Genomic DNA, 21,929 nt, shown 5'->3' on the forward strand with positions numbered 1-21,929 from the left:
ATGACCGACATCAAGAAGGGCCTGGCCGGGGTCGTCGTCGACTACACGGCGATCAGCAAGGTCAACCCGGAGACCAACTCGCTGCTCTACCGCGGCTACCCGGTGCAGGAGCTCGCGGCCACCCAGCCTGCGGATGCCGTGGCGTACCTGCTGTGGAACGGCGAGCTTCCGACCGCCGATCAGCTCGAGTCGCAGCGCGAGGAGGGTCGCCCCTGGCGTGCGCTCGCGCCCGAGGTCAAGGCGGCCATCGACGCACTGCCCCTCGACGCGCACCCGATGGACGAGGTGCGCACCGCCGTCAGCGTGATCGGTGCGATCGACCTCGCCGGCATCGGCAACGTGCTCGACGCCGTCGGCACGGTCGAGGAGAACCGCGCCCGCAGCCTCCACCTGTTCGCAGCGCTGCCGGCGATCGTGGCGTACGGTCAGCGCCGCCGCCACGGCCTCGACCCGGTGGAGTGGCGCGAAGACCTCGACTACGCGGCGAACTTCCTCTGGATGACCTTCGGCGAAGAGCCCGATCCGGTCGTCGTCGACGCGTTCAACCGGTCGCTGATCCTCTACGCGGAGCACTCGTTCAACGCGTCGACGTTCACGGCGCGCGTCATCACATCGACCCTGAGCGACCTCTACTCCGCCGTCGTCGGCGCCATCGGCGCGCTGAAGGGGCCGCTGCACGGCGGGGCGAACGAAGCCGTCATGCACATCTTCGACGAGATCGGCACGGCCGAGAACGTCGGGCCCTGGCTCGACGCCGCACTCGCCGAGAAGCGCAAGATCATGGGCTTCGGCCACCGCGTCTACAAGCGCGGCGACTCGCGGGTGCCGACCATGAAGGCCGCGCTCGACACGCTCGTGGACTTCTACGACCGCCCGGACGTCGCCGATCTGTACAACACGCTGGAGTCCGAGTTCGTCGGCCGCAAGGGCATCTACCCGAACCTCGACTACCCGTCGGGACCGGCCTACAACCTGATGGGCTTCGACACGCTCACCTTCACCCCGCTCTTCGTCGCGGCGCGGGTCGTGGGCTGGACGGCGCACATCATGGAGCAGATGGCCTCGAACGCCCTCATCCGTCCGCTGTCGGAGTACAACGGCCCGGACGAGCGGCACATCGACGGCTACGTCGCCGACACCGCGACGCTCGAGATCCTCGAGCGCGCCGAGGAAGCCGCGGACTGATGACCGCGATGCAGTGGGCCGACGCCGAGGGCGAAGTGCTCACTGTGTTCCGGGCGCTCGCCAACGCTGAGCGCCTCGCCGTGCTCGACGTGCTGCGGGCCTGCGGATCGCGCGGAATGAACATCTCGCAGGTGGGGGAGGCGGCGGAGCTCAACCGCTTCACGGCATCCCGGCACCTCAAAGCACTGTGCAGCGCGGGTCTGGTGACCTCGGTGCGCCACAACCAGTCCGTCGTGCACCGCCTCGACCCTGCAGGGTTCGAGCGGGTCGAGGATTGGCTGTACGAGACGGCGCCTTCGGCAGAGGCGCAGAGATTCGGATGATCGCGACGGTGTCGCGCGAACGATGGAGAAGGAGATCGGTGTGAGTGCACTCAAGCTGGGATACAAGGCATCCGCGGAGCAGTTCGGACCCCGTGAGCTCGTCGAGATCGCGGTCTCGGCCGAGCAGCACGGTTTCGAGTCGGTCGCCGTGAGCGACCACTTCCAGCCGTGGCGTCACGAAGGCGGGCACGCTCCCTTCTCGCTGGCGTGGATGGCGGCCGTCGCCGAGCGCACGAGCACCATCACGATCGGCACGAGCGTCATGACGCCGACGTTCCGGTACAACCCCGCCGTGCTGGCGCAGGCGTTCGCGACGATGGGATGCCTCGCCCCCGGGCGCATCTTCCTCGGGGTGGGCACCGGCGAGGCGCTGAACGAGGTCGCGACCGGATTCCGCGGGGCGGGCGCCCAGGACTGGCCGGAGTTCAAGGAGCGCTTCGCGCGGCTGCGGGAGTCGGTGCGTCTCATGCGCGCGCTCTGGACGGGCGAGCGCGTGTCGTTCGAGGGCGAGTACTACTCCACCCACGACGCCTCGATCTACGACGTGCCCGAAGGCGGCATCCCGGTCTACATCGCCGCCGGCGGACCCGTCGTCGCCAAGTACGCGGGTCGTGCCGGCGACGGCTTCATCTGCACCTCGGGCAAGGGGCGCGCGCTGTACGAGGATCAGCTCATCCCCGCCGTCAAAGAGGGGGCGGAGGCCGGCAAGCGCGACTACGCGCAGATCGACCGGATGATCGAGATCAAGCTGTCGTACGAGGAGACCGAGGAGGCGGCGCTCGACAACACGCGCTTCTGGTCGCCCCTGTCGCTGTCGAAGGAGCAGAAGCACGACATCACCGACCCCGTCGAGATGGAGCGCGTCGCCGACGCCCTCCCGATCGAGCAGATCGCGAAGCGGTGGATCGTGGGCACCGACCCGGACACCGTCGTAGCGGCGATCGCGGAGTACGTCGACATGGGATTCAACCACCTGGTCTTCCACGCACCCGGCCACGACCAGGAGCGCTTCATGGGACTGTTCGAGCGCGATCTGGCTCCGCGGCTGCGGCGGCTCTGACCGGGGCCACCGCTCTTGCGGGATGAGGTGCCGACCGGAAGAATACCTTCTGGTCGGTATCTCATTCGAGACTCCGCACGCTCGAAGGAGAACGCCAGAGATGAGACCCCCGCGCCGCACCGTGATCGAGCGTCCGTCCGACCTCCTCGCCCTCGTCGGCCAGGAACTCGGCGTGAGCGAGCCGCGCACCATCACGCAGGCCGAGATCGACCTCTTCGCCGACGTCACGTACGACCACCAGTGGATCCACGTCGACGCCGAGCGCGCGAAGGAGGGCCCGTTCGGCACGACGGTCGCGCACGGCTTCTTCTCGCTCGCCCTCGCGCCGCGGATGCTGACCGACACGCTCGAAGTGGAGTCGTTCTCGATGGGCGTGAACTACGGGCTCGATCGCGTGCGGTTCCTCCGACCGGTCCCGCCCGACACGCCGATCCAGGCGGTCACGACCCTCGTCTCCGCCGCGCCGATCACCGCATCATCGTCGTTGTCGGGTGCGGGAATCCAAGCCAAGGCCTCGATGCTCGTAGAGTTCACTCACGATGAACAGCCCTGCTACATCGCGGAGCTGCTCTTCCGCTACTACGACTAGCCAGTGGGGAAGGACCGACACATGACCGCATCGGAGCGGGTCGGTGGACGCCGGAAGCCGGACGGGTACGACCCGCAGCGCACGCGGCGCGCGCTCGTGGACAGTGCTCTCGCGAGGTTCGAGCGCGACGGATTCGACCGCACGACCCTGCAGGACATCGTCGACGACGCCGGGCTCACGAAGGGTGCGTTCTACTACCACTTCGACGGCAAGGAGGAGGTGCTCTGGCAGATCCAGAACGAGTACCTCGACACCCAGATCGCGCAGGCCACGGCCATCGTCACCGGCAGTGATGCTCCCGTCGAGCAGCTGCGCGCGCTCATCGGTCTGAGCCTCCTGGGCGCGGCGGACTACCGCTCCCACGTGGCGATATTCCATCAGGAGCGGCGTCACCTCACCGGGGACCGCCTCGACTCGATCATCCGCAAGCGCGACGAGCTGGAGCAGCACTTCCGCGACGCCGTCCGGCGAGGGATCGAGCAGGGCGTCTTCCGCTCGGCCCTGAACGAGCGCATCGTCACGTTCGCGATCATCGGGATGTGCGCGTCGGCGTTCCAGTGGTACCGGCCGGGCGGGCGCCTGTCGATCGACGAGGTGGCGGGGCAGTTCTGCGACCTCGTGCTCGACGGTCTCCTCGCCTGACCCGTCGCCGTCCCCGCGGCGGGGTCAGTTCGCCGTCGGGGTCGGCGGGGTGGAGAACCGCCCGCGGTAGAACGTGATCGCCGGGATCTCCTCCTCGGTCACCGCGAGGTGGTCGATGTCGAGGATGAAGATGGAGTGATCTCCGCTGACGATGATCTCGTCCGTGCGCCCCGAGAGGATGGCCGGGCAGTCTGCCAGGACGGGCACCCCGTCCGGTCCCGCCGTCCAGTCGACGCCTTCCAGTCGTTCGGCTCCGGTGAGGCCGGATGTCGCGAGACGCCGCGCGGTGTCCTCCTGCTCGTGCCCGAGGATGTGCACCGCGATCCGCTGCGCATCGCGGAGGACGGAGAAGCTCGAGGACGTCGTGATCAGGCAGAACAGCACCTTCGCCGGATCGAGCGACACCGACGTGAACGAGTTGGCCGTGAGGGCGGCGTATTCGCCGGTCGCCGTCACGGCCGTGATGGCCGTCACGCCCGTCGGGAACTGACCGCACGCCTGGCGGAACGTCCGGGAGTCGAACGTCGTCTGCGGGATCATCGCGCAACCTCCGTCGCGTCGGAGCGGGCCGGTTCGAGCAGCTCCCCTGTCAGCTGGATGAGACACACGGTGTGACCCGCGGCATCGCGGATCAGCTGCAGCATCCCGTACGGGCTCTGGATGGGTCCGATGCCGACCTTGCCCCCGAGGGCGGGGACGCGCTCGACCGTGGCGCGGAGGTCTGTGACGCCGAGGTATGTGATCCACGCGGCCGGCAGCGGCGCGAGGTCGTTGTCCTCGAGCTCGAGGATGCCGGCGATCGGAACCCCTTCCGCGAGGAGGACCATGTACGGCCGGGCCGTCGCCGACAGTCGGTGCTCGGCGACGATGCCGAACAGCTCGGCGTAGAACCGGAGGGCGAAGGCGGTGTCGGCCGTCTGCAGCTCGTTCCAGCACAGGGCGCCCGCGGTGTTGACGGCCTCGATGCCCGGCCGCGCATCACCGTGGTAGAGGCCGAAGGCGGCGCCGAGCGGGTCCATCACGACGGCGCCGAGCCCGGCATCCGGCAGGTATCTCGGCGGGGTCAGGATCTCGCCCCCGAGCCCGACGGCGAGCTCCGACGACGAGGCGACGTCATCGACGCCGAAGTACGTGATCCACCCCTGCGCGCGCCCGTCGTGCAGGGCGCCGGCGTCGGAGATCCCGGCGACATCGCGGCCGTCGAGGCTGCACATGCGGTACATCGTGCGACCCAGCCGCTCCTCGCGGATCGTCCACCCGAGCAGCTCCGCGTAGAACGCGCACGCGCGCTCGGGATCGGGGGTGCACAGCTCGATCCAGATCGGCTCGCCTCGTCGAGTGCGGTCGGTCATCGCGTGCCTTTCGTCGTGAGGGATGCTGCCGAGCGCACGATCGTGCGGGCGGAGGCGATGTACGCGTCGTCGGGCCGACCGGTCGAGCGACTGGATTCGACGACGTCGACGACCGCTCGCAGAGCGGACGGATCCAGATCGGCGAGGGAGTCCACGAGCGCGTCGACGGCGCCATCGAGCTCGGCCTCGGGGACGACCCGCGCCGCGAGCCCCGCGCGATGGGCTTCCTCTCCCGAGAGCGTCGACTGCCCCGTCAGCAGGGCGTAGGCCTGCGGGCGGGGGAGGAGCTGGGCGAGGACGTGTCCAACGCCGGCCGGGGCGAATCCGAACCGCACCTCGGGGAGGGAGAGGCGAGATTCTTCGGAGACGATCGGCAGATGTACCGCGGCGAGCAGACCGACGCCGAATCCGATGACCTTGCCCCGCACGGCGGACACGACCGGCACGGGGAGACGACGGATCGTACCGACCACCTCGTCGCTCGCGCGCAGCTGGGCGGCGACGTCGTCCACCGACGCGTCCGCCAGCTCGGCGAACGAGCCCGTGTCCCACCCGCTGCAGAAGTGAGGACCCTCCATGTCGAGGCGCACGACGCCGCAGGCGGGGTCCGCCGCGGCCGCGCTCAGCGCATCGGCGAGTGCCGTCAGCGACTCCATCGTGAAGCTGTTGCCCCGCCCGCTGCCCGCGACGACAACGCGGATGACACGGCCGGACCGCTCGCGCCGTTGCGTGATGTCCATGTCGGCATAATACGTACCGGTCGGTATGAAAGTCCATCTTCTCTTCGCATCTGCTCGCCGCGCGCATCCGGCCGTTGACGGAGTTCCTACTGGTCGGTATGTTGTCGGCAAGCCCGAGTGCGCTTGCACCCGCTGCTCGCTTGTTCCGTCAATGGAGAAGGGACCACGTCGATGATGATGAAACGCAGTTCGGCCCGGAGGGTCTGGGGTGCCCTTGCCGCCGCGGCGGTAGGCGCACTCCTGCTGAGCGCGTGCGGAGGCGGCGGAAGCGGCCCGGCTCCGAGTTCGTCCGGTGAGGCCGGCGAGCCCGGCGGCACCGTCAAGGTGCTGCTGGCCGCACAGCCCGCCACCCTCGACCCGATCGTCGGCGCTCGGTCCGGACAGGTGGTGTGGGCGACGATGCTCGAGCCCCTGATCGTCACCGACCCCGACCTCGAGCTCACCGACGCGGGCATCATCACGAGCTGGGAGCGCACCGACGAGACGACGTGGACCTTCGGCGTCCGTCCCGACGTGGAGTTCAGCAACGGGGAGAAGGCGGATGCCGCCGCCGTGGCGAACACGATCCTGCTCTCCCGCGATGCCGAGCGCTCGCAGCTGAAGTCGTACTTCGGCAACGTCGAGTCGGCGGAGGCGACGGATGCGACCACGGTCGTGGTCAAGACCAAGCTCCCGCAGTACAACATCGCCGACCTCCTGACCACCGTCTACCTCGTCCCCCCGGCGTACTACGCCGAAGTGGGCACCGAGGGCTTCGCGCTGGAGCCGATCGGCACGGGACCCTACGTCCTCGACGAGGTGAAGGCCGGTCAGTCGATCGCGGTCGTCGCCAACGAGGACTACTGGGGCGACCAGCCGCTCAACGACGGCATCGTCTACACCTGGGCGAACGAGGCGGCGCAGCGCCTCGCGCTGGTGCAGAGCAAGGCCGTCGACATCGCGCTGGACCTTCCGCCCGTGCAGGCCGACCAGGCCGAGAGCGCGGGCCTCGAGGTCATCCGGACCACGACGGCGATGAAGATCATCGCGTTCCTCGACTCGACCAAGGCGCCGTTCGACGACCCGCAGCTCCGCGAGGCCGCTGCCCTCGCGATCGATCGCGACGCGATCGTCTCCGGCATCTTCGACGGCCAGGCCGAAGCGGACGGCGGCCTTCTGAACGTGCGCCCCGGCCAGGAGCCGGCGGAGATCGTGACGGCGGATCCGGATGCCGCGGCCGAGCTCGTGTCGGGTTCGCCCGCCGTGCAGATCCACTACCCGGCCGCCCAGTACACGAACATCAAGGAGGTCGCCGAGGCCGTCGGCGGCAGCCTCGAGCAGGCCGGCTTCACCGTCTCGTACGAGGCGACCGACTATGGCACGCTGGTGGGACGCGTCATCGGACGCGAAGTGCCGGGGATCTCGATCTTCGCGGGCGTTCCGAACGTGGCGACTCCCGACTTCTTCGCGAGCGGGTTCATGAAGTCGGCGTCCATCACCGGCAACTGCCCCGATCCGACGATCGATGAGATGGTGGCGACGGCGCTCCAGCAGGAGAGCGATGAAGCCGCTGCGGAGATCTACGAGGAGCTGAACACGATGGGCGTCGTCGAGAAGCACTGCTACGTGCCGCTCTACCGCCAGATCTTCAACATCGCGACGCAGCCGAGCGTTCAGGGTGTCGTGTTCGGCCCCCTCAACACGCTCAACCTGACGAAGACCACGCTCTGAGCATGTCCGGCGCCATCACCCCCGAGGAGGCGGTCGCCTTCGATCGCCTCCCCGGGGGGCGCCGTGACGACGTGATCCTCGATGTCCGCGACCTCGTCGTGGAGCACCGCAACCGCAGCACGGGCGAGATGTTCCGTGCCGTGGACGAAGTGAATCTGACCATCCGCGCCGGAGAGAGCGTCGCGATCGTCGGCGAGTCGGGTTCCGGCAAGACGACGCTGGCGATGGCGGCCACGGGCCTCGGCCATCACACCAGCGGCGAGATCCGCCTGATCGGTCGAGTGCTCTCCAGCCTCGGCAAGCGAGAGATGCGGGCCCTCCGGCCCGAGGTCCAGGTCGTCTTCCAGGATCCGCACGGTTCGCTCGACCCGCGCCAGACGGTGCGGTCCGGATTCTCCGAGCTGCGCAGCCTGCAGCCGCAGCGCACGGGATGGACCGACGACATCGGTCTGCTCGAGCGCGTGCGGCTCGGACCGGAGATGCTCACGCGGTATCCCCATCAGCTCTCGGGTGGACAGGCGCAGCGCGTCTGCATCGCCCGCGCCCTGCTCATGCGACCGTCGCTCATCGTGGCCGACGAGCCGACGTCCGGTCTGGACGTCTCGGTGCAGGCCGATGTGCTCGCCCTGCTCGCCACCGTGCGCGCCGAGACCGGCGCTGCTCTGCTCATGGTGAGCCACGACCTCGCGGTCGTGCGGTCGGTCTGCGAGCGCGTGCACGTGATGTACAAGGGACGCGTCGTGGAGTCCGGTCCGTCCGAGACGGTGTTCACGCAGCCCACCGACGACTACACGCGCCAACTGCTGGCAGCCATGCCCGGCGCACGATGGAGGTCGCGGCGATGACCGATCGAACACGGGGTGTATCGGTGCAGACGAGCCCGCATCCCACGAGTGCGAAGCCCGCGAGCGGGGCGAGGAAGAACCCGACGCTGCGCCGCGTCGTGACGCGGGGCGCGACGCTGCTCATCACCCTTCTCGTCGCGCTGACGATGGCCTTCCTGCTCGGCCGGCTCTCCGGCGATCCGGTCGCGACGATCCTGGGACCCATGGCCTCGCCCGAGCAGCGCGAGGCGCTGCGGGTGGAGCTGGGGCTCGATCAGCCGCTGATCGTGCAGTACCTCCAGTACATGGGCGGGATCCTCACGGGAGACCTCGGCCAGTCGCTGCAGTTCTACCAGTCCAACGTCTCGCTCATCCTCGAGCGGCTGCCGTTCACGATCCAGCTCGTCGGGGCGGCGATGCTGCTCGCGATCGCGATCGGCGTTCCCCTCGGCGTCTTGGCGGCGACCCGCGAAGGCTCCGTCTGGGACCGCATCGCTTCGACGTTTGCGCTCATCGGCCAGTCCGTGCCGGTGTTCTGGATGGGGATGATGCTCATCATCCTGTTCGCCGTGCAGCTCGCGTGGTTGCCGGCGGGGCAGGCGGGCGACTTCCGCAACCTCATCCTCCCGGCATGCACGATGGCCCTGTATCCCATGGCGCAGATCGCACGGCTCACCCGCGCGGCCATGAGCGAGGCGCTCGTCGAGCCGTTCGTCGACTCGGCGCGGGCGCGCGGCATCCGATCGTCGTCCATCGTGTGGCGCCACGCGTTCAAGAACGCCATGATGCCGGTGCTGACGATCGTCGTGCTGCAGGCTGGCATCCTCCTGTCCGGAGCCGTCGCCGTCGAGTACGTGTACTCCTGGCCGGGCATCGGACAGCTCGCCCTCCAGGCCGTGCAGTTCCGCGACTTCCCGCTCGTGCAGGCCATCGTCGTCTTCGGCGCCGTGACGTTCGTGGTGCTCAATCTTCTCGTCGACATCGTGCACACGATCGTCGACCCCCGGGTGAGGTGACGGCATGACCGAGATGACCACGCAGACCGTGCGCGCGCTCGAGTCGTCGATGACGCGCAAGCCGCGCCGTCGCCGCCGCCCGAACGCCGTGTTCTGGCTCGCGCTCCCGCTCGTCGTGATCGCGGCGATCGTCGTGCTCCTGCCGCTCACCGGCCTCCTGCCCGGCACCGAGCAGAATCTCGCGGCCACCCGACTTCCGCCGGCCTTCGTCGAGGGCGGCAGCTGGGCCCACCCGATGGGAACGGACAAGCTCGGGCGGGACGTCTTCACCCAACTCGTCGAGGCGGGATCGCTGACGCTCACGATCGGCGTCATCGGCGCGCTCGTCGCGATCGGACCGGGCACCTTGCTCGGCGTGCTCGCCGGCTACTATCGCGGCTGGGTCGATCGTGTCATCTCGATCCTCATCGATGCGCAGCTCGCGCTGCCGTTCGTGCTCGTCGCCCTCGCGATCATCTCGAGCACGGGCGGCGGGATGCTGGTGCTCTTCGTCGTGCTCGCGATCACCGGCTGGGCCCCCGTCGCCCGCGTGACGAGATCGGCGACGATGTCGATCCGCGAGCGTCAGTTCGTGCTCGGGCTGCACGCCGCGGGGGCGTCCGAGCCCCGCATCATCTTCCGGCACCTCGTACCGAACCTCGCGGGCACGGTCGTCGCCCTCGCGACTCTGCAGGTCGGCATCGCGATCCTCATCGAAAGCGCCCTGAGCTTCCTCGGGCTCGGCGTCCAGCCGCCTGCCATCAGCTGGGGATCGATGCTCGCGACGGGGCAGAGCGAACTCACCCAGTCGTGGTGGATCGCGGTCTTCCCGGGCGTCGCGATCACGCTCGTCGTCCTGCTCGTGAACCTCCTCGGCGACGCGCTGCTGACGACGTACGACCCACGGAAGAGGCAGCGATGACGGCCCTGCTCAGCATCCGCGACCTGACGATCACGGCGCGGGTGCGCGACGACGACCTCACGCTCCTCGAGAACGTCGACCTCGAACTCGAGCGCGGAGAGGTGATCGGACTCGTCGGCGAGTCGGGGAGCGGGAAGACCACGCTCGCGCGCTCGGTCATCGGCCTCGTCGAGCGCAACGTCAGCGTCGCGGGCGGCGAGATCGCCCTGGCCGGCCGCACCATCGTGAGCACCGCACACGACGATCGCCGCCGCGTGCGCGGATCCGAGGTCGGGATGGTGTTCCAGGATGCCTCGCGCTCCCTGAACCCGCTGATGAAGGTCAAGGCGAATCTGGCCGAAGTGCTCCACCGGCACGAGCCCGGGATCTCGCACGCCGAGGTTCTGCGCCGCTCCACCGAAGTGCTGCATCAGATGCGCATCGAGGATGCCACGCGCGTGCTCGACGCCTACCCGCATCAGCTGTCCGGCGGACTCCGCCAGCGGGTCGCGATCGGCCTCGCCGTCGTGACCAAGCCCGCCCTCGTCATCGCCGACGAATGCACGACCGCCCTCGATGTCACGACGCAGGCGAAGGTGGTCGAGCTCTTCCGCTCGCTCGTGGACGAACTGGGCGTCGGGCTGGTCTTCGTGACCCACGACCTGATGCTGGCGAGCGACCTGTGCGACCGCATCGCGGTCATGAGCAAGGGACGCATCGTCGAGGTGGGCACGGCGGAGGACGTGATGGACCGCCCGCAGGACGACTACACCCGCCGACTTCTCGCGGCGATCCCGAGCTGGACCTGAAAGCGACGACTGGACTCCGATGACACAGACGCACGGGATCGGGGCGTACGCCGCCTATCTGCCCGCTCACTTCCTCGGCGACAACAGCCTCGACGGTGCGTCGGATCGCGTGCCGGTGCGCGTCCGCAGCGTCGCCGCGTTCGATGAGGACGTCGTCACGATGGCCGTCGAGGCGCTCCGCCGGTTCCCTCTGGATGCCGACGGACACCTCGTGCTGGCGACGACCTCGGCCCCGTACGAGGTGAAGACGGCCGCGGGGATCGTGCACGAGGCCCTCGGCCTTCCTGCGGCGGTCGGCGCGACCGACCTGCACGGCAGTCGGGCCGGCGCCTCCGCGCTCGCGTTCGTCGTCGACCACGGCATGGTCGTCGTCGCGGCAGACGTGCGCACGTCGCGCTCCGGTGCGCCGGACGAGCTCGCCCAGGGCGATGCCGCGGCGGCCTTCTCGCCGGGTGCGGATGCAGCGGTGCTGCTGGCGCGCGCCGGACGCAGTGTCGAACTGCTCGACCGCTGGCGGCTCCCCGGTGAGCGGCACGATCGCGTGTGGGACGAGCGGTTCACCGCGGATGCGCTCGTCGCGGCGGCCCAGGAGGTCGTCGGCGAGACGCTGCGGACGGCCGGCCGCGAGAGCGTGGACCGCGTGGTCGTGTCGTCGCCGAACCCGCGTGCGGCCGTGGCCCTGCGCCGCGCGCTCGGGGGAGGGGGAGAGGATGCCGCGCTCGAGCGGCAGACGGGGTTCACGGGCGCCGCACACCCCGGGCTCCTGCTGGCCGCGGCGCTCGACGACGCCGCCCCGGGCGACACGATCCTCCTCGTGTCGGCGGCGGAGGGGGCGGACGCCTTCCTCTTCGAAGTCGGCGCGGGAGTTCGCGCGGCGCGACTCGGTCCTGCCGTGAGCGCGCAGCTCGCGGAGCGTCGCGCGCTGTCGTACGGACGCTACCTGCGGTGGCGCGGGCTCATCGACGTCCAGGGACCCGCACGCCCCGCGTCCGCGGCCCCCGCGTCTCCGCCCATGCTGCGCCGTTCCGGATGGAAGCACCGTCTGGAGGGCAGCCGGTGCGAGAGCTGCGGCGCCGTCACCACTCCGCCCGCCCGCGGGTGCGCCGCCTGCGGTCACCTCGCGACCGCCGACGGGATGGTCGTCGAGCCGCTGCGGGACCGTGTCGCCCGCGTCGTGTCGGTGACACGCGACCATCTGACGACGATGCCCGAGTCGGAGGTCACCGTGGTGGTCGCCGACGTCGACGGGGGCGGTCGTCTGATCGCCTACGCGGCCGATGTCGACCCCGACGAGGTGGAGGTCGGATCGCCCATGGTCTCGACGTTCCGGCGCCTGTGGACGACCGACGGCATCCACAACTACTTCTGGAAGCTCCGCCCTTCGAGTGAGGACCGCTGATGGCACGAGGACGCATGTACCACGACGTCGCGATCGTCGCGATGGGCTGCACGGCCTTCCGCGACCACTGGGACCGCTCCGCCGACGACCTCCTGGTCGACGCGGTGCAGGACTGCTTCGGATCGACGTCCGCCCTCGGCCTCGACGATGTCGACGCGTTCTGGGTCGGCACGCAGGGCTCGGGCATGTCGGGGCAGACCCTCGCCCGCCCGCTGCGGTTGACCGGCAAGCCCGTCACCCGCGTCGAGAACTACTGCGCGACGGGTTCGGAGGCGTTCCGAAACGCGGTGTTCGCCGTCGCCTCGGGCGCCTACGACGTCGTGATGGCGGCGGGCGTGGAGAAGCTCAAGGACAGCTCGCAGGCGGGCCTCTCGGCGGTGTACCCCCCGGCCGACGGCACCGACGTGGACTGGACGGCCCCGGCGGCGTTCTCCCTGCTCGTGCCCGCCTACCGCGCGGCGCACGGCGTCAGCGAGTCGGATCTTCGGTCGGCGCTGACGAAGGTCGCGATGAAGAACCACGCCAACGGTGCGCTCAACACCCGCGCCCAGTTCCAGAAGGCCGTCACGGCCGCCGCCGTGGAAGGCGCGCCGAAGGTCGCCGGCGTGCTCGGCACCCTCGACTGCTCCGGCGTCTCCGATGGCGCGGCCGTGGCCATCATCGTCCGGGCGGAGGACGCCCATCTGTACACGGATCGGCCGATCTACCTGCGCGGCATGTCGTTCATCGCAGGATCCGGAGCAGGACTCGCGGCAGACTCCTACGACTTCACGACGTTCCCCGAGGTGGCCGAGGCCGCACGCCAGGCGTACGAGCAGGCGGGGGTGACCGATCCCCGTGCCGAGATCTCCCTCGCCGAGGTGCACGACTGCTTCACGCCGACCGAGATCGTGCTCATGGAGGACCTCGGGTTCTCCGAGAGGGGTCACGGGTGGCGCGACGTGCTCGACGGCGTCTACGACCTCGGCGGAGACCTCCCCGTCAACACCGACGGAGGTCTCAAGTCGTTCGGGCATCCGATCGGCGCGACCGGTCTGCGGATGATCTACGAGTGCTTCCTGCAGCTGCGCGGCGAGGCCGGTCCGAGACAGGTCGCCGACGCCCGCCTCGCGCTGGCGCAGAACCTCGGAGGACAGCCGGGCTCGTGCGTCGCGTTCGTCGCCGTCCTCGGAACCGAACTGCAGGAGAGGGAGTCATGACCGATCGAGTGAGCTTCGACGGCCGCGTCGCGATCGTCACGGGAGCGGGCGGGGGGATCGGGCGCGCGGAGGCCCTCACGCTGGCCGCGCACGGAGCGCGCGTGGTGGTCAACGACATCGGAGGCGACGTCACGGGTCGAGGAGGCTCGGGTGCGGCGCAGGCCGTCGTCGACGAGATCGTCGCCGCGGGCGGCGTTGCCGTCGCCTCCCGCGCGTCCGTCACCACGCCCGAGGGCGGTCGTGAGCTCGTCGACGCGGCGGTCGAGGCGTTCGGCGGCGTCGACGCCGTGATCCACAACGCCGGCATCCTCCGCGACCGCACGTTCGGAAAGCTCTCGGATGCCGACGTGGCCGACGTCATGGACGTCCACCTCCTCGGCGCGTTCAACGTGCTGCGGCCGGCCTGGCCGCACCTCGCGGCCGGCGGCAGCGGCCGGATCGTCCTCACGAGCTCGTCGTCGGGTCTGCTCGGCAACTTCGGACAGTCGAACTACGGTGCCGCGAAGACCGGGCTCGTGGGGCTCATGAACGTGCTCGCTCTCGAGGGCGCGCGCAGCGGCATCCTGGTCAACACGATCGCGCCCACGGCGGCGACCCGCATGACCGACGGTCTGCTCGGCGAGCTCGCCGACCGCTTCGACCCGCGGCACGTCGCGTCGGTCGCGACGTTCCTGGCATCGTCGCAGTGCGCGCTCGACCGTCACATCCTCAGCGTCGGCGGAGGACGCGTCGCCCGCTTCTTCATCGGCGTCACGCCCGGGTGGTACGGCGGGGCGGATCCGGCGACACCCGACGACATTGTGGGCGCCCTCGACGAGATCGTGTCTCTGGACGACTTCATCGTGCCCGTCGGCGGCGCCGACGAGGTCGCCCTCATCCACCGCGTCATCACCCAGGGGGAGTGAGCATGCCCGTCAGCGAAGTGCACCACGTCGCCGTCACGGTCTCGGATGTCGATCGTGCCGCCGACTTCTACGAGCAGGGGCTCGGATACCGAAAGACCCTGCGGACGGATGTCGGCGGTCCGGGCATCGAGGGTCCGCTCGGACTGCCGGAGGGCACGACGGGAAAGGTGCAGTACCTGCAGGGACCGAGTCAGATCGGCCAGCTCGAGCTCATCGAGTGGAACGGCACGAAGGTGCGCACCGCGACCGGCGGCCACCTCGAGCTCGGCACGTTCCTGCTGAGCTTCCAGGTGCCCGAAGCAGAAATGGACGAGCTCCACGATCGGCTGGCCGGTCTGGGCGCCGACTGCCTCGGGCGGCCGCAGCGCGTGCTGCTGGAGAACTACGGCTACCTGACGGCCTTCGCGGCGCGCGATCTCGACGGCAATCTGCTCGAGTTCGTGGCGCTGCCGACCAAGGAGCAGATCCAGGCGTATCGCCGGGGTGAAGCCCGTGGCGACGAGTAACTTCTCCGAGACCCTGCGGCGCCAGACGCTCCGGCGCGGCGACCGCGAGGCGCTCGTCGACGGCGATCGGCGATGGACCTACGCCGAGCTCGACGCCGACGTCGACCGCCACGCGGCGGCGCTGCGCGCAGTCGGAGTCGAGGCGGACGCCCTCGTCGGGGTGCTCGGCCGCAATTCGGCGACGTTCGTCATCGAGCTGCTCGCGCTCGCCCGTCTCGGCGCGGTCTCGGTGCCTCTCAACTGGCGACTCCACGAGCAGGAGCAGGCTTACGTCGTCTCGCGCGCGGGCATCTCGGGCCTGCTGTACGACGACGAGTTCGCAGACATCGCGGCCTCGGTGGCCGCCGTGACCTCCGTGCGCCTGCTCGTCGCGCACGGCCAGGAGCGCGTGCACGGCGGCTTCGTGCTCGCCGAGATGCTCGCGGAGGTTCCGCGAGGCATCCGGGTGCCCGACGTCGAGCGCGAGGCCGACGACCTGCACCGGCTCCTCTTCACGTCGGGCACGACGGCGCATCCCAAGGGCGTCATGCACACGTGCGGCAACATCGCGGCGAACCACGTCGGCCAGGTGCTCGAGCTCGAGCTCACGCAGGACGACCGCATCCTCGTCTCGGCGCCGCTCTTCCATGTGAGCGGGCTCGAGGCGCCCGGCCTCGCGACGTTCGTCGCCGGCGGGACCCTCGTGCTCACGACGAGCTTCCAGCCCGCCGACATCGCGCGGATCGCCGAGAGCGAGCGCATCACGGGCATGGTGCTCGCCGCGCAGATCCTGTTCGGAATGCTCGACCTCGACCCCGCCCCCGACCTCTCGGCGCTGCGATACCTGCTGTTCGCCGGTGTCGCCCCCGCGGTGCGGCAGCGCGTCAAGGCCCTCCTGCCCCATGTGCGGCTCGTCGACACGTTCGGGATGACCGAGCTGTGCAACGGCGTGGCCTACCTCGACGCCGCGCACGAGCAGTCCAAGCTCGGCGCGCTCGGCGCCGCGTTCCCCGGGGTGCAGCTGCGGATCGTGGACGCCGACTTCCGCGAGGTCGGCCCCGACGTCGAGGGCGAGCTCGTCGTGCGCGGGGCGAAGGTGTCGCCGGGCTATTGGCGCGACGAGGAGGCGACGCGCCGGGCCTGGCGCGACGGCTGGTTCGTGACCGGCGACGTCGCCCGCATCGATGCGGACGGCTACCTCTGGTTCGTCGACCGCCGCGCGAACCTCATCAAGTCGGGCGGCGAGAACATCGCCAGCGCCGAGGTCGAGCGGATCCTCGCCCAGCATCCCGGAGTCGCGGAGGTCGCCGTGATCGGCGTGCCCGACCCTCGGTGGGATGAAGTGCCGGAGGCGTTCATCGTCGCCCGCACCGAGCTCACCGTTGACGAGCTGCGACGCCACTGCCTCGACCACCTCGCGAAGTTCAAGGTGCCGGCGCACTTCGCGTTCGTCGACTCCCTCCCGCGAAACGACTCCGGGAAGGTCCTCAAGAAGGCGCTGCGCGAACAGGAGCCGGTGCGATGACGGCCAATCTCGCCCGGACCATCGATCTGCACGCCATCCGCTTCGCCGATCGGGCGGCGCTCGTCGCCGGCGACCGCACGTGGACGTACCGCGAGCTCGCCCGCGACGTCGACGCGCTGGCCTCGGCGCTCGCCGACGACGGGATCGGAGCCGCTCAGCGCATCGCCGTCGTCGCCGACAACGTGCCCGAGTTCCTGATCCTCAATCTCGCGCTGAGCAAGCTCGGCGCCGTGTCGGTTCCGCTGAACTACCGGCTCACGGCGGCCGAGCTCCGCCACCTCCTGACGCACGCCCGCGTCGACGGGGTGGCGGTGTCGGCGCCGTACGCCGCCGTCGTGGGGGAGGCTCTGGAGCAGCTGGCGATCGACCGCCGGTACGCGCTCGAGGAGATCGGCGAGCCGTGGCAGTCGGTGCCGGCCCTCATCGCCTCGCACCGGGGTCGGGTCCAGCCGACCGCGTCCGTCGAGCCCGACACGCTCCAGCGGATCATCTACACGTCGGGCACGACGAGTCTCCCCAAGGGCGTGCTGCTGACCCACGGCAACGTGAACGCCAACATGCACGCGCAGATCGTCGAGATGGGGCTGCGGCCGGGGGACAGCATCCTGAACTTCGCCCCGCTGTACCACGTGGGCGGCACCGACCTCCCCGGGTACGCCATCTGGCACGTGGGCGGCACGATGGTGCTCCTGCGCCGCGCCGACCCCGAAGGCATCGTGTCGGCCATCCTCGCCCACGGCGTGACCGGCATGGTGATCCCGGCGACGGTGCTCGACATGATCCGGCGGCTCGAGGCGAGCACGCGCCTGGCGGAGTCGCACGTGCGCTGGCTGCTCTTCTCGCAGGTGACGCCGGCGCTCTTCCGCACGGCCCGCGCGCTGTTCCCGAATGCGCGCCTCATCGAGGGCTACGGCCTGACCGAGACGTGCGGCGGACTCACCTACCTCGACGAGGCGCACATGGAGTCCAAGCAGGGGTCGGTCGGGCTGCCGCTGCCCTGGGTGGAGGTGCGGGTCGTCGACGCCGACGGTGCCGATGCTCCGACCGGCCAATCAGGGGAGATCGTGGCCCAGGGCCCCAAAGTCAGTCACGGCTACCTCGACGACCCCGAGGCGACCGCCCGCGCGTTCCGCAACGGCTGGTTCCACACGGGCGACGTGGGGTATCTCGACGCCGACGGGTACCTGACCGTGCAGGACCGGCTGAAGGACATGATCCGCAGCGGGGCCGAGAACATCGCGAGCGCCGAGGTGGAGCACGTGCTCGCCGATCATCCCGACGTGCTCGCCGTGGCCGTCGTGGGGGCGCCCGACCCGCAGTGGCAGGAGGTCCCCGTCGCCTTCGTGGTCGCGCGACCCGGCTTCGACCCCGCGTCGCTCGTGGAGTCCGCGGGCACGCGGCTCGCCCGCTTCAAGCTGCCCAAGGCGGTCTACGTCGTCGAGGAGTTCCCGACCAACCCCTCGGGCAAGGTCCTCAAGCGCGAGCTGCGGCTGCTGCGCGAAACCCTCGAGCCGGCGTGGGAGTACGTCCCGCGCGGCTGAGGTCGACTCCCTCAGCGATCGATGCTCTGGAGGAGCGCGAGCGTCTGCATGAGCGCGAAGCGCCGGGTTCCGACGCCCATCTCCGCCCACGGCTTCGCCCACGTCAGCTGCGGGGCAGCCTCCCAGGCCGTGGCCCCCGACGACGCGACGCGTGCGGCGTCGGCGAGCTCGCGGGAATGCTGGGCGATGAGCTCGGAGGCGCGCTCGGCCGGATCGAGGTAGGGGTACTGGTGGGCCGGGCAGGCGATCGCGGCGCCCAGGTCGCGGATGCGCGCGAGCGAGTCGAGCAGGTCGCGCACGGGGGCGTCGTCCGGCCGGCTCGGGAGCGTGAGCTGCACAGGTCCCTCCGGCATCATCGTGTCGCCGGTGAACACGACGTCGTGCACGGCGTACACGCGATGGCCCCATGTGTGGCCGGGGGTCCGCACCGCTCGGATGACCACGTCGCCGTACACGAGGTCCTCGTCGTCGTCGAGCACGAGGTCGGCGCGGAGCGACTCCGGATGCCGCGCGATCGTGAGCGCCGACCGGTACATGTCGTCGACGGTGGCCTCGGGCGCCCCGCTCAGCGCGAGCGCGCGCGAGAGCTGGTCGAGGAACCCCCCGCGCTCGGCGTGCTGGTGGGCGAAGTCGTCTTCGCGGTCGATCGCGATCGTCGCAGCGGAGACCTCGCGGATCCGCTCCGCCAGCCCCACGTGGTCGGGGTGGTTGTGGGTCAGCAGGACGGCGCGCACGGACTCGACCGGATGCCCGATCCCGTCGAGCCGCTCGACGAGCGCGTCCCAGCATCCGGAGGTGTCGTACGCCGCGTCGATCAGGACCGGTCCTACCGGCGTCTCCACGACGTGGATGGTCACGGAGCGGAGCGCGCTGTCGACCAGGGGGATCGGCAGCGACCACACGCCGTCGCGGATGCGCCGCACGGGCGGGACCTCTTTCGAGCGATAGGCGAGGGCGAGATCGTCGTGCAGAGGGGTGGACATCGGTGCGCTTCCCATCTAGTTTGGGTACAACATACCGAATGGTCGGAATTACTGACAATGGAGTCCGATGATTGACCACAAGACCGGGTTTCGGCTTTGGGCCGTCTCCGATCCCGATCAGTGCGCCATCGTGTCCGCGGACGACACGTCGTGCACGTACGGCGAGCTCTTCGCCGACGTCAACCGCATCTCGCACGGTCTCGCCGCGCGCGGAATCCGCCAGGGCGACACGATCGCCTGCGTCATGACGAACAGCGTCGGGATGATCGCGCTGTACCTGGCCGTCATGCAGTCGGGCCTCTACCTCGTCACCCTCAACTACCACCTGACCGAGTCCGAGATCGCGTACATCGTCGGCGACAGCGACGCGAAGCTCGTCGTGTGCTCCGAGCGGGTGGAGGGCACCGTCCGATCGGTCGCCGACTCGCTCGGGATCGACCTCGTCGTCGACCGCCCGTCGGCCTCGGGCGACGTGCTCCACGACCTCACGCACGGGATGCCGTCCCACGACGTCGCCGCCCCGACGGCCGGCTCGCTCATGATGTACACGTCGGGCACCACGGGCAAGCCCAAGGGCGTGAAGCGCCCCCTGAGCGGGATGGACGCCGACACCGGCGCGCTCACCTATGTGTGGCTCTTCCAGGAGTTCGGCATGGAGCGCGAGGCCTTCTCGGCCTGGCTCGTCTCCGCCCCCCTGTACCACTCCGCGAACATCACCCCGGCGATGGGCGCCCTCCACGCGGGGGGAACGCTCGTCCTCATGGACGGCTGGACGCCGGAGGGGTTCCTCCGCCGGGTGCAGGAGCGTCGGGTGAGCGGATCGAGCATGGTGCCCACGCACTTCTACCGGCTGCTCCAGCTCCCGGTCGAGGTGCGGGAGTCGTTCGACGTCTCGTCGCTGCGCTACATCATCCACGGCGCCGCCCCGTGCCCACCCGATGTGAAGCGGCGCATCCTCGAGTGGTTCGGTCCCGTGGTCTACGAGTACTACGGATCGACCGAGGTGGGCACAACGATCGCGCGCCCGCTGGAGTGGCTCGCCCATCCCGGCACGGTGGGGCGGCCCGCCTCCATCTCGACGCTCAAGATCCTCGACGCCGACGGCGAAGAGGTGCCCACCGGCGAGACGGGCATCGTCTACATGCGCCAGGGCACCGATCGCATGGAGTACCACAAGGACCCCACGAAGACCGATGGCTCGCGTCGGGGAGACCTGCTCACCGTGTGGGATGTCGGACACGTCGACGCCGACGGATTCCTCTACATCACCGGACGCGCGGCGGAACTCATCCTCGTGGGCGGCGTGAACGTCTACCCGGCCGAGATCGAGGCCGCGCTGCTGGAGCATCCCGCGGTGGCCGACGTGGGCGTGCTCGGCGAGCGTCACGACGAGTACGGCGAGGTGCCCGTCGCGCACATCGCGCTGTCGGAGCGCGCGTCGTCGCCCGACGTCGTGGCGGAGCTGCGCGCGCACGTGGAGGCGCGGCTGGCCAAGCCCAAGAGGCCCGTGCACTACGTCATCCACGAATCCCTGCCGCGCGACCCGAACGGCAAGCTCTACAAGACCAAGCTCGCCGGCACCGAGACCGCGCAGACCTCAGGAGGCGCCCATGGACTTCGATGACAGCCCCGACGACAAGGCCTTCCGGCGCGAGGTCGGCGCGTGGCTCGACACCGCGCTCGCCGACGTCCCCGATCAGGAGGAGCTCGCCCACTCCGAGCGCGAACACTGGTCGCGCGTCTGGCAGGAGCGCCTGTGCGAGGGGTCGTGGGCCGGACTCTCGTGGCCGGTCGAGCACGGCGGTCGAGGGATGGATGCGCTCGCCCAGGCGATCTTCAACGAGGAGGCCGCCGTCCGCGGCGCTCCCTACCCTCTGAACGGCGTCGGCATGATGCTCGCCGGACCCACCATCATCGCGCACGGTGACGACGCCCAGAAGGCGCGGTACCTCCCGGGAATCCTGCAGGGGTCGACCTACTGGTGCCAGGGATTCAGCGAGCCCGGATCGGGCTCCGATCTCGCGAGCCTGCGGACCGCGGCCGTGAAGGTCGACGGCGGGTGGGTCATCAACGGCTCCAAGATCTGGACCTCCAACGCGCACAACGCGAGCATGTGCCTGCTTCTCGCCCGCACCGATGCGACCGCCGACAAGCACGCCGGCATCTCGTACTTCCTCGCGCCGATGGATCGCTTCACCGTGCGGCCGCTCGTCATGATCAACGGCGACACCGAGTTCAACGAGATGTTCCTCGACGACGTCTTCGTCCCCGATGAGGACGTCCTCGGCGGCGTCGGCAACGGGTGGAAGGTCGCTCTCACGACGCTCGCCTTCGAGCGCGGCTCGATGGCGCTCAACCTGTGGGTCTGGGCACGCCAGGCCGTCGACCGCTTGATCGACATCGCCGTGGAGCGCGGGATGGCCGACGACGAGGCCTTCCTCGACGCCGTCGGGGCGCTCGACTGCGATGCGGAGGCCGTGCGGATCGGCTCGATGCGGATGGTCGCCGAGAGTCGCAGCGGCGGAGTCCCGGGGCCTGAGACGTCGGCGCTGAAGAGTCTGTGGGCGGGTGTCGTGCAGAACGCGAACCGGCTCGCGGTGCAGATCGACGACGGCGGCGGCGTTCTGCTGGACGGCGACGGGGCGGGCCCGCGCATGCGGCGCTACCTGCGCGCCCGCGCCCACACGATCGAAGGCGGCTCGGAAGAGGTCCAGAAGTCCATCCTCGCGGAGAGGGTGCTCGGGCTGCCCCGCTCGCGCTAG

Annotated in this window: 22 protein-coding genes; 18 read left to right on the forward strand and 4 right to left on the reverse strand. The window is 70.0% G+C overall.

Features of this window, described 5'->3' with window-relative positions:
* The 5 genes from B0B14_RS12910 (at window position 1) to B0B14_RS12930 (ending at window position 3,799) form a co-directional block, all read left to right on the forward strand.
* Window positions 1–1,185: a bifunctional 2-methylcitrate synthase/citrate synthase gene (locus tag B0B14_RS12910; RefSeq protein ID WP_076682401.1), complete on the forward strand. Its 1,185-nt coding sequence runs from the start codon at window positions 1–3 to the stop codon at window positions 1,183–1,185.
* Window positions 1,185–1,508 (forward strand): ArsR/SmtB family transcription factor, encoded by a 324-nt coding sequence (locus B0B14_RS12915; RefSeq protein WP_076682403.1) that lies wholly within the window; start codon window positions 1,185–1,187, stop codon window positions 1,506–1,508. The genes B0B14_RS12910 and B0B14_RS12915 overlap by 1 nt, the downstream gene beginning before the upstream one ends.
* A 40-nt stretch (window positions 1,509–1,548) precedes the next feature.
* Window positions 1,549–2,568 carry a glucose-6-phosphate dehydrogenase (coenzyme-F420) gene (gene fgd, locus B0B14_RS12920; protein ID WP_372236641.1) on the forward strand — a complete coding sequence of 340 codons (1,020 nt, stop codon included), beginning with the start codon at window positions 1,549–1,551 and terminating at the stop codon, window positions 2,566–2,568.
* 100 nt (window positions 2,569–2,668) lie between these two features.
* Window positions 2,669–3,157, forward strand: a complete 489-nt coding sequence (locus tag B0B14_RS12925) for a MaoC family dehydratase (RefSeq protein ID WP_076682407.1) — start codon at window positions 2,669–2,671, stop codon at window positions 3,155–3,157.
* A gap of 21 nt (window positions 3,158–3,178) precedes the next feature.
* Window positions 3,179–3,799, forward strand: coding sequence for a TetR/AcrR family transcriptional regulator (locus B0B14_RS12930; RefSeq protein ID WP_076682409.1), 621 nt, complete (start codon window positions 3,179–3,181; stop codon window positions 3,797–3,799).
* Window positions 3,800–3,823: 24 nt separating this feature from the next.
* Here the strand turns inward: B0B14_RS12930 and B0B14_RS12935 are convergent, their stop codons facing one another.
* The 3 genes from B0B14_RS12935 to B0B14_RS12945 are packed head-to-tail and all read right to left on the reverse strand — an operon-like array spanning window position 3,824 to window position 5,891.
* Window positions 3,824–4,339: a flavin reductase family protein gene (locus B0B14_RS12935; RefSeq protein WP_076682411.1), complete on the reverse strand. Its 516-nt coding sequence runs from the start codon at window positions 4,337–4,339 to the stop codon at window positions 3,824–3,826.
* Window positions 4,336–5,151 carry a VOC family protein gene (locus B0B14_RS12940; protein ID WP_076682413.1) on the reverse strand — a complete coding sequence of 272 codons (816 nt, stop codon included), beginning with the start codon at window positions 5,149–5,151 and terminating at the stop codon, window positions 4,336–4,338. The genes B0B14_RS12935 and B0B14_RS12940 overlap by 4 nt, the downstream gene beginning before the upstream one ends.
* Window positions 5,148–5,891 carry an enoyl-CoA hydratase/isomerase family protein gene (locus B0B14_RS12945; RefSeq protein ID WP_076682415.1) on the reverse strand — a complete coding sequence of 248 codons (744 nt, stop codon included), beginning with the start codon at window positions 5,889–5,891 and terminating at the stop codon, window positions 5,148–5,150. The genes B0B14_RS12940 and B0B14_RS12945 overlap by 4 nt, the downstream gene beginning before the upstream one ends.
* A gap of 171 nt (window positions 5,892–6,062) precedes the next feature.
* Between B0B14_RS12945 and B0B14_RS12950 the strand changes: the two genes are divergently transcribed.
* The 11 genes from B0B14_RS12950 to B0B14_RS13000 are packed head-to-tail and all read left to right on the forward strand — an operon-like array spanning window position 6,063 to window position 18,184.
* Window positions 6,063–7,601 carry an ABC transporter substrate-binding protein gene (locus B0B14_RS12950; RefSeq protein WP_076682417.1) on the forward strand — a complete coding sequence of 513 codons (1,539 nt, stop codon included), beginning with the start codon at window positions 6,063–6,065 and terminating at the stop codon, window positions 7,599–7,601.
* A 2-nt stretch (window positions 7,602–7,603) separates the two neighbouring features.
* Window positions 7,604–8,446 (forward strand): ABC transporter ATP-binding protein, encoded by an 843-nt coding sequence (locus tag B0B14_RS12955; RefSeq protein WP_076682419.1) that lies wholly within the window; start codon window positions 7,604–7,606, stop codon window positions 8,444–8,446.
* Window positions 8,443–9,441, forward strand: a complete 999-nt coding sequence (locus B0B14_RS12960) for an ABC transporter permease (protein ID WP_076682421.1) — start codon at window positions 8,443–8,445, stop codon at window positions 9,439–9,441. Before B0B14_RS12955 ends, B0B14_RS12960 begins: the two co-directional genes overlap by 4 nt.
* A 4-nt stretch (window positions 9,442–9,445) precedes the next feature.
* Window positions 9,446–10,342 carry an ABC transporter permease gene (locus B0B14_RS12965; RefSeq protein WP_083710585.1) on the forward strand — a complete coding sequence of 299 codons (897 nt, stop codon included), beginning with the start codon at window positions 9,446–9,448 and terminating at the stop codon, window positions 10,340–10,342.
* Window positions 10,339–11,130 (forward strand): ABC transporter ATP-binding protein, encoded by a 792-nt coding sequence (locus B0B14_RS12970; protein WP_076682423.1) that lies wholly within the window; start codon window positions 10,339–10,341, stop codon window positions 11,128–11,130. Before B0B14_RS12965 ends, B0B14_RS12970 begins: the two co-directional genes overlap by 4 nt.
* Window positions 11,131–11,149: 19 nt before the next feature.
* Window positions 11,150–12,529: a zinc ribbon domain-containing protein gene (locus B0B14_RS12975; RefSeq protein ID WP_076682425.1), complete on the forward strand. Its 1,380-nt coding sequence runs from the start codon at window positions 11,150–11,152 to the stop codon at window positions 12,527–12,529.
* Window positions 12,529–13,728 carry an acetyl-CoA acetyltransferase gene (locus B0B14_RS12980; protein WP_076682427.1) on the forward strand — a complete coding sequence of 400 codons (1,200 nt, stop codon included), beginning with the start codon at window positions 12,529–12,531 and terminating at the stop codon, window positions 13,726–13,728. Before B0B14_RS12975 ends, B0B14_RS12980 begins: the two co-directional genes overlap by 1 nt.
* Window positions 13,725–14,633: an SDR family NAD(P)-dependent oxidoreductase gene (locus tag B0B14_RS12985; protein WP_076682429.1), complete on the forward strand. Its 909-nt coding sequence runs from the start codon at window positions 13,725–13,727 to the stop codon at window positions 14,631–14,633. The genes B0B14_RS12980 and B0B14_RS12985 overlap by 4 nt, the downstream gene beginning before the upstream one ends.
* Window positions 14,634–14,635: 2 nt before the next feature.
* Complete coding sequence (locus B0B14_RS12990) at window positions 14,636–15,139, forward strand: VOC family protein (protein WP_076682431.1); 504 nt, start codon at window positions 14,636–14,638, stop codon at window positions 15,137–15,139.
* The gene (locus B0B14_RS12995) at window positions 15,126–16,643 is read left to right on the forward strand and encodes a class I adenylate-forming enzyme family protein (protein ID WP_143733720.1); all 1,518 of its coding nucleotides are present in this window, start codon (window positions 15,126–15,128) and stop codon (window positions 16,641–16,643) included. The genes B0B14_RS12990 and B0B14_RS12995 overlap by 14 nt, the downstream gene beginning before the upstream one ends.
* Window positions 16,640–18,184, forward strand: a complete 1,545-nt coding sequence (locus B0B14_RS13000) for a class I adenylate-forming enzyme family protein (protein WP_076682433.1) — start codon at window positions 16,640–16,642, stop codon at window positions 18,182–18,184. Before B0B14_RS12995 ends, B0B14_RS13000 begins: the two co-directional genes overlap by 4 nt.
* An 11-nt stretch (window positions 18,185–18,195) precedes the next feature.
* On the opposite strand, the gene B0B14_RS13005 is transcribed toward B0B14_RS13000, so the two are convergent.
* Entirely contained in the window at window positions 18,196–19,167 is a 972-nt protein-coding gene (locus tag B0B14_RS13005; RefSeq protein WP_076682435.1) for an MBL fold metallo-hydrolase, read from the reverse strand.
* A gap of 67 nt (window positions 19,168–19,234) precedes the next feature.
* Between B0B14_RS13005 and B0B14_RS13010 the strand changes: the two genes are divergently transcribed.
* On the forward strand, window positions 19,235–20,791 hold the full coding sequence (locus tag B0B14_RS13010; RefSeq protein ID WP_076682437.1) for an AMP-binding protein: 1,557 nt from the start codon (window positions 19,235–19,237) through the stop codon (window positions 20,789–20,791).
* The gene (locus B0B14_RS13015; RefSeq protein WP_076682439.1) at window positions 20,778–21,929 is read left to right on the forward strand and encodes an acyl-CoA dehydrogenase family protein; all 1,152 of its coding nucleotides are present in this window, start codon (window positions 20,778–20,780) and stop codon (window positions 21,927–21,929) included. Before B0B14_RS13010 ends, B0B14_RS13015 begins: the two co-directional genes overlap by 14 nt.

Origin of the sequence: Microbacterium sp. RU33B (assembly GCF_900155915.1) — a bacterium.
Taxonomy (GTDB): domain Bacteria; phylum Actinomycetota; class Actinomycetes; order Actinomycetales; family Microbacteriaceae; genus Microbacterium.

What these genes read in the sequence shown, in the direction of transcription:
- B0B14_RS12910 (WP_076682401.1), top strand. Translation starts at nt 1, where the DNA reads ATGACCGACATCAAGAAGGGCCTGGCCGGGGTCGTCGTCGACTACACG.
- B0B14_RS12915 (WP_076682403.1), top strand. Translation starts at nt 1,185, where the DNA reads ATGACCGCGATGCAGTGGGCCGACGCCGAGGGCGAAGTGCTCACTGTG.
- B0B14_RS12925 (WP_076682407.1), top strand. Translation starts at nt 2,669, where the DNA reads ATGAGACCCCCGCGCCGCACCGTGATCGAGCGTCCGTCCGACCTCCTC.
- B0B14_RS12930 (WP_076682409.1), top strand. Translation starts at nt 3,179, where the DNA reads ATGACCGCATCGGAGCGGGTCGGTGGACGCCGGAAGCCGGACGGGTAC.
- B0B14_RS12935 (WP_076682411.1), bottom strand. Translation starts at nt 4,339, where the DNA reads ATGATCCCGCAGACGACGTTCGACTCCCGGACGTTCCGCCAGGCGTGC.
- B0B14_RS12940 (WP_076682413.1), bottom strand. Translation starts at nt 5,151, where the DNA reads ATGACCGACCGCACTCGACGAGGCGAGCCGATCTGGATCGAGCTGTGC.
- B0B14_RS12945 (WP_076682415.1), bottom strand. Translation starts at nt 5,891, where the DNA reads ATGGACATCACGCAACGGCGCGAGCGGTCCGGCCGTGTCATCCGCGTT.
- B0B14_RS12950 (WP_076682417.1), top strand. Translation starts at nt 6,063, where the DNA reads ATGATGATGAAACGCAGTTCGGCCCGGAGGGTCTGGGGTGCCCTTGCC.
- B0B14_RS12955 (WP_076682419.1), top strand. Translation starts at nt 7,604, where the DNA reads ATGTCCGGCGCCATCACCCCCGAGGAGGCGGTCGCCTTCGATCGCCTC.
- B0B14_RS12960 (WP_076682421.1), top strand. Translation starts at nt 8,443, where the DNA reads ATGACCGATCGAACACGGGGTGTATCGGTGCAGACGAGCCCGCATCCC.
- B0B14_RS12965 (WP_083710585.1), top strand. Translation starts at nt 9,446, where the DNA reads ATGACCGAGATGACCACGCAGACCGTGCGCGCGCTCGAGTCGTCGATG.
- B0B14_RS12970 (WP_076682423.1), top strand. Translation starts at nt 10,339, where the DNA reads ATGACGGCCCTGCTCAGCATCCGCGACCTGACGATCACGGCGCGGGTG.
- B0B14_RS12975 (WP_076682425.1), top strand. Translation starts at nt 11,150, where the DNA reads ATGACACAGACGCACGGGATCGGGGCGTACGCCGCCTATCTGCCCGCT.
- B0B14_RS12980 (WP_076682427.1), top strand. Translation starts at nt 12,529, where the DNA reads ATGGCACGAGGACGCATGTACCACGACGTCGCGATCGTCGCGATGGGC.
- B0B14_RS12985 (WP_076682429.1), top strand. Translation starts at nt 13,725, where the DNA reads ATGACCGATCGAGTGAGCTTCGACGGCCGCGTCGCGATCGTCACGGGA.
- B0B14_RS12990 (WP_076682431.1), top strand. Translation starts at nt 14,636, where the DNA reads ATGCCCGTCAGCGAAGTGCACCACGTCGCCGTCACGGTCTCGGATGTC.
- B0B14_RS13000 (WP_076682433.1), top strand. Translation starts at nt 16,640, where the DNA reads ATGACGGCCAATCTCGCCCGGACCATCGATCTGCACGCCATCCGCTTC.
- B0B14_RS13005 (WP_076682435.1), bottom strand. Translation starts at nt 19,167, where the DNA reads ATGTCCACCCCTCTGCACGACGATCTCGCCCTCGCCTATCGCTCGAAA.
- B0B14_RS13010 (WP_076682437.1), top strand. Translation starts at nt 19,235, where the DNA reads ATGATTGACCACAAGACCGGGTTTCGGCTTTGGGCCGTCTCCGATCCC.
- B0B14_RS13015 (WP_076682439.1), top strand. Translation starts at nt 20,778, where the DNA reads ATGGACTTCGATGACAGCCCCGACGACAAGGCCTTCCGGCGCGAGGTC.